The organism is Pseudolysinimonas sp. (genome assembly GCF_044239695.1).
Taxonomy (GTDB): Bacteria; Actinomycetota; Actinomycetes; order Actinomycetales; family Microbacteriaceae; genus Pseudolysinimonas_A.
On the sequence record NZ_JBIIAW010000163.1, the window covers coordinates 1 to 4,320 of the forward strand.

Sequence of the window (4,320 nt, forward strand, 5' to 3'; positions counted from 1 at the left end):
TGGTCGCGAGCGGGTATGCCGTCACCGCGTGCTCTCTCTCTTGTCGTGATCGTCGACGTACCGCGCGTACGCGACACGCATCCCCTCGAGCAGCGTCGTCCGAGGCATCCAGCCATAGCCCGCTGCGACGGTCGAATCCATCAGTTTCTGCATCATCCCGACCGGCTTGCTACGGTCGTAGTCGAGGCGGGCTGCGTGACCGACGACCTCAAGCGCTGCCTCATAGTACTCGGTCACGGAGTGGTCGACCCCTTGGCCGACGTTCATGAGCACCGGCCACTCCTCGAGGCGGTCGATGTTCGTCATGACGAAGTCCGCGAGATCGTCGGTGTAGGTGAACTCGCGGCGAGCGGTCCCATCTCCCCAGACGTCGATCGAGTCGGCACCCGTCTCGCGGGCGTCGTGTGCCTTGAGCAGCGCGGCGGCGACCAGGTGGCTATGGCCCGGCGTGTAGTCATCACCGGGGCCGTAGAGGTTGGAGGGAATGACGACACGGTATGCCAGCCCGTACTCGCGGGAGACGTACTCGCAGTACCTGGCGGCGGCGATCTTCGAGATCGCGTACCCCTCGTTGGTCGGCTCTAACGGTGCCGCGAGGACATCACCCTCAACGAGCGGTTGACGGTAGTCGCGGGGGTACATGCACGAGCTTCCGAAATACAGCGCCCGCGTGATCCCGGCGTCGCGCGAACCACCGAGCACGTTGGTGTCGATGCGCAGGTTATCCATGAGGAACTCCGCCGGCTGCGCGATGTTGGCAGCGATGCCACCGACACGCGCCGCGGTGTGCACGACCATGTCCGGCGCGACGCGCTCGAGGAGGGCGCGCGTTGCGGCCGCGTCGGTCAGGTCCGCATCACGCCGCGTCACGGCGACGATCTCGTGGGACGATCCCACCCGAGCGGCGGCGCGCACCAGCGCGCCCGCGAGCATCCCCGTACCGCCTGTCAGCATGATCCTCATGGTCGGCTCCCGCTATCACGGCCGGGTCTGGCGTCGAGGCCGATCCAGTCTCTGCCCCCGCGGTCGGCGCGCGCCGACCCGGATTCGTTCCACGGGCGCGGCGCCACGATGCGTGCCTGCGGGTCGGCGCCGCGCATGAGCCACGCCGCCCACCAGCTGAAAGTCGAGTTGCTCATGATCATCCCGCGTCCGGCGGCCATCGCGCGAAGCGTCCCGAACGGGCCGTTGAGCCGCGATTCGTCGGCGAACTCGATGTCGAGCCCTCGTCCGTCGAGCTCGCCGCGGACGACATCGATCGAATCGGAGAACACGCGAAGCGGACGTGACTCACCGAGGTCGCGCAGCAGATTGGCGGCGCGCATGGCGTAGTCGACCGAGGCGACGAGCGGCTGGCCCGGAGCGGCGAGATAATCACCCCGCCGCAGGTGGAGCGTCGTGCGAGGGTCATCGCGAAGCTGCTGCAGATACTCTTCCTCGTCGGGATCGGACCCCGCTTCGCGCAGAGCGACCTCGAACGCAGCAGCGATCCCCGAGAAGTAGAGGGCCGACTGGAAGTAGCCGACAAGGAAGGTGCCGGAGCGGATCGAGTCGATCTCGGGGTCGTAAACAGCGGCATCACGCTCGAGGCGAACCCGCTGCTGGACTGCCCCGATCCTGCGAGGCACCGGATACACGTGTCGGGACGAGAAGCGACGCGACGTCCACGGACTCTCGCGACGGTCGAGAACACGGCCCGGATGCGCGAGCGGGCCGAGTGCATAGGTCCAGGTGCCGGCCACCCGCGTGTGGGAGACGTCGAGGTATAGCGAACAGCCCAGTCGCGCCGCCTGCTCCCAGCCGGCTGCGAGCTGGAAGAGCTGATTGCCGAGGCCACCGGCGACGTAGACCGTCACGCCCTCATGGACTCGGACAGGGGTTCCAGACATCCCGGGACTCTCGGCTTGCGGTTGACAGACGACTCTCCAGCATAGCCATCGGTTCTAGCGCCGGCGTGCCATCGCCAGGGCGCGTAGCAGGAGGAGACGCGCTTCGAGTCCGGCAGAGACCGCCACCCGCACGGGCCAGAGGTACCACCCCGAGTAGCGGCGGCGGAGGTACCGGGCAGCGCTGCGATGGTGCTCTCGCAACATCCGGGCGCTCGATGCCGCCGTCGATGTCGAATGGGCTCCTTCGTGGCGCACGACGGCGCAGGGTTCGTAGACGACCCGCCACCCGAGCCGGTGGGCACGCTGACCGAGGTCGACGTCCTCGAAGTACATGAAGTAGGCCGAGTCGAAGCCCTCCAGCTCCTCGAAGGCGTCGCGGCGCATGAGGAAGCACGCGCCCGAAACCCAGTCGGCGTCGCGCGGCAGACTCGTGTCGATGCGATCCTGCCGGTAGGCGCGAGTCCACGGGTTGCCCGGCCATACGCCGGCGAAAAGCGCGTGACCGATCCCGGTACGGAGCGATGGGGCCGAGCGGGCGGACGGGTAGAACACACCCTCCGCGTCCTCGATCCGCGGCCCGACGATCGCGATACGGTCGTCTTCCTCGGCCGCACGCAGCAGCAGTGAGAGGGTGTCGGGTCGCAGTTCGATGTCGGGATTCGCGACGACGATCCACTCCGGGCGGTGGGCAAGGGCAGCGACCCCCGCGTTGATCGCTCCGCCATATCCGAGATTGCCGCCCGCCTCCACGACGCGGATGGAACGCGACGCGTCGGCGAAGTCAGCGACGCCCGCGTCGTCGGTCGCATTGTTGACGATGAGGATGTCCCCGGGCACGACGGTCGACCGTGCAACCGACTCGAGGAAGTCGGTCAGGACCCGGCCCGAATGATACGAGACGGTGATCACGGCGAGGCGGGCGCTCATCGGACCGATTCTGCGACGAGAGCGTCGGCGATCGCGTCGGCGGTGCGCTGCCAACTGAAGCCCGCTGCCCGCGCGCGGGCGTCCGATCTCAACGCCGCGCGGCGCGCCTCGTCATCAAGAAGGCCGGCGAGGCCTGCCGCGATCGATGCGGCTTCGGGCTCGACGTAGGCGACCGCGTCCCCGCCCACCTCCGGCAGGGAAAGGCGGCGGGTGGTGACCACGGCTGCCCCGCAGGCCATCGCCTCGAGGACGGGGAGTCCGAATCCCTCGCCGAGACTCGGGTAGACGACAAGGTCGGCACCGCCCAAGAGGACGTGGATGTCGTCGAGCGGGAGATAGCCGAGGCGCCGCACGTCGGCACCGCGTCGTCGAGCCGCGTCGATGGCACCCGGAACTGCGGTGTCCCAGCCGTCGCCACCGGCGAGGAGCAGTGTGACTCGCGGGTAGCGTGACGCCAGCGTGGAGAAGGCCTCGACCAGGGATGCGACGTTCTTGCGCGGTTCGAGGGTGCCGAGAAAGGCGATCCATCGATCCAGCGGCTCGTGCCTCGCCCGGAATCCTGCGATGCGTTCCGCATCGGGCGGGCGAAAGGTCTGGGCGTCGTAGCCGAGTGGCGCGACGGTCGGAGCCGGGACGCGGTCACCGGCCAGGGCGCGAAACGCCGACGCCGTCGCCTCACTCGGTGCGACGGTCGAGACACCGTGGCGCGCAATCGACTTGATCCATGAACGAAAGAACCAGCGCTTGACGCGAGAATGCAGCTCGGGCATCGAGAAGAACGTCAGGTCGTGGACGACGACCACCCGACCGAATCCGCCGGCCACCGGGTAGGTGTAATGCGGCGAGAACACGACGTCAGCGGCGATCTTGCGTGCGCGCCGCGGAAGCCCGACTTGCTCCCAGAGGAGACGGAACCACGTCCGGGTCGTGGCCGCCGGCGCCGCCGACACCGCCACCAGCCCCACCGAAGCGCGAAAACGGTCGACATCATCCGGCTTACAGACGACGTGCAGTTCGATGCGCGGGTCGTGAGCCAGAAGCGGCAGGACCTCGTCCACGAAACGGCCGACACCGCCACGATCGCGCGGCAGGGCCGTCGCGTCGGCGAGGACGCGGACGGCGGTCATCAGCTCGCCTTCGGCAATCGGTGCCGTCCGAGCACGGCCCGGTGCAGCCACAGCCCGCGCAACACCCCGATCCAATACGGAACGACGAAGACGGGGAGATAAAGGAGATAGGCGAGAACGCCACGCCACGGGCAGCGATTGCAGGCGGCGACCACCGCGGGCGCGCACGCGATGACGACCGCGACGACGAGCAGCACGCACACGGCGACCCATGCGCCGGACAGGATGAGCACCACCAGCGCGACGAGGCCGATGATGGGTGTGATCCCGAGAGCTACGAGCAACGCATTCGTCCCCAGCCTCTGGCCGCCGAAGCCGTCCACAAGTGTCGTTCCCCGGTCGAAGGTGTGCCGTACGAAGGCCTTGACGTTCGTGCG

The 4,320-nt window shown here is 68.3% G+C and carries 4 protein-coding genes and 1 pseudogene; all 5 read right to left on the reverse strand.

The features are described from left to right. Positions 1-21: 21 nt before the first annotated feature. Positions 22-963: an NAD-dependent epimerase/dehydratase family protein gene (locus tag ACILQS_RS15690; protein ID WP_395641062.1), complete on the reverse strand. Its 942-nt coding sequence runs from the start codon at positions 961-963 to the stop codon at positions 22-24. Then, complete coding sequence (locus ACILQS_RS15695) at positions 960-1,856, reverse strand: alpha-1,2-fucosyltransferase (RefSeq protein ID WP_395641063.1); 897 nt, start codon at positions 1,854-1,856, stop codon at positions 960-962. Before ACILQS_RS15695 ends, ACILQS_RS15690 begins: the two co-directional genes overlap by 4 nt. 87 nt (positions 1,857-1,943) lie before the next feature. Next, positions 1,944-2,816, reverse strand: coding sequence for a glycosyltransferase family 2 protein (locus ACILQS_RS15700; RefSeq protein ID WP_395641064.1), 873 nt, complete (start codon positions 2,814-2,816; stop codon positions 1,944-1,946). Beyond that, entirely contained in the window at positions 2,813-3,994 is a 1,182-nt protein-coding gene (locus ACILQS_RS15705) for a glycosyltransferase family 4 protein (RefSeq protein WP_395641065.1), read from the reverse strand. Before ACILQS_RS15705 ends, ACILQS_RS15700 begins: the two co-directional genes overlap by 4 nt. Further along, positions 3,943-4,320, reverse strand: a pseudogene (locus ACILQS_RS15710) (glycosyltransferase family 2 protein); the annotation flags it as partial. The pseudogene ACILQS_RS15710 and the gene ACILQS_RS15705, both read right to left, overlap by 52 nt.

Bases quoted from the DNA above. Each gene is read 5' to 3' on its own strand.
- ACILQS_RS15700 (WP_395641064.1), bottom strand. From the start codon at position 2,816: ATGAGCGCCCGCCTCGCCGTGATCACCGTCTCGTATCATTCGGGCCGG.
- ACILQS_RS15690 (WP_395641062.1), bottom strand. From the start codon at position 963: ATGAGGATCATGCTGACAGGCGGTACGGGGATGCTCGCGGGCGCGCTG.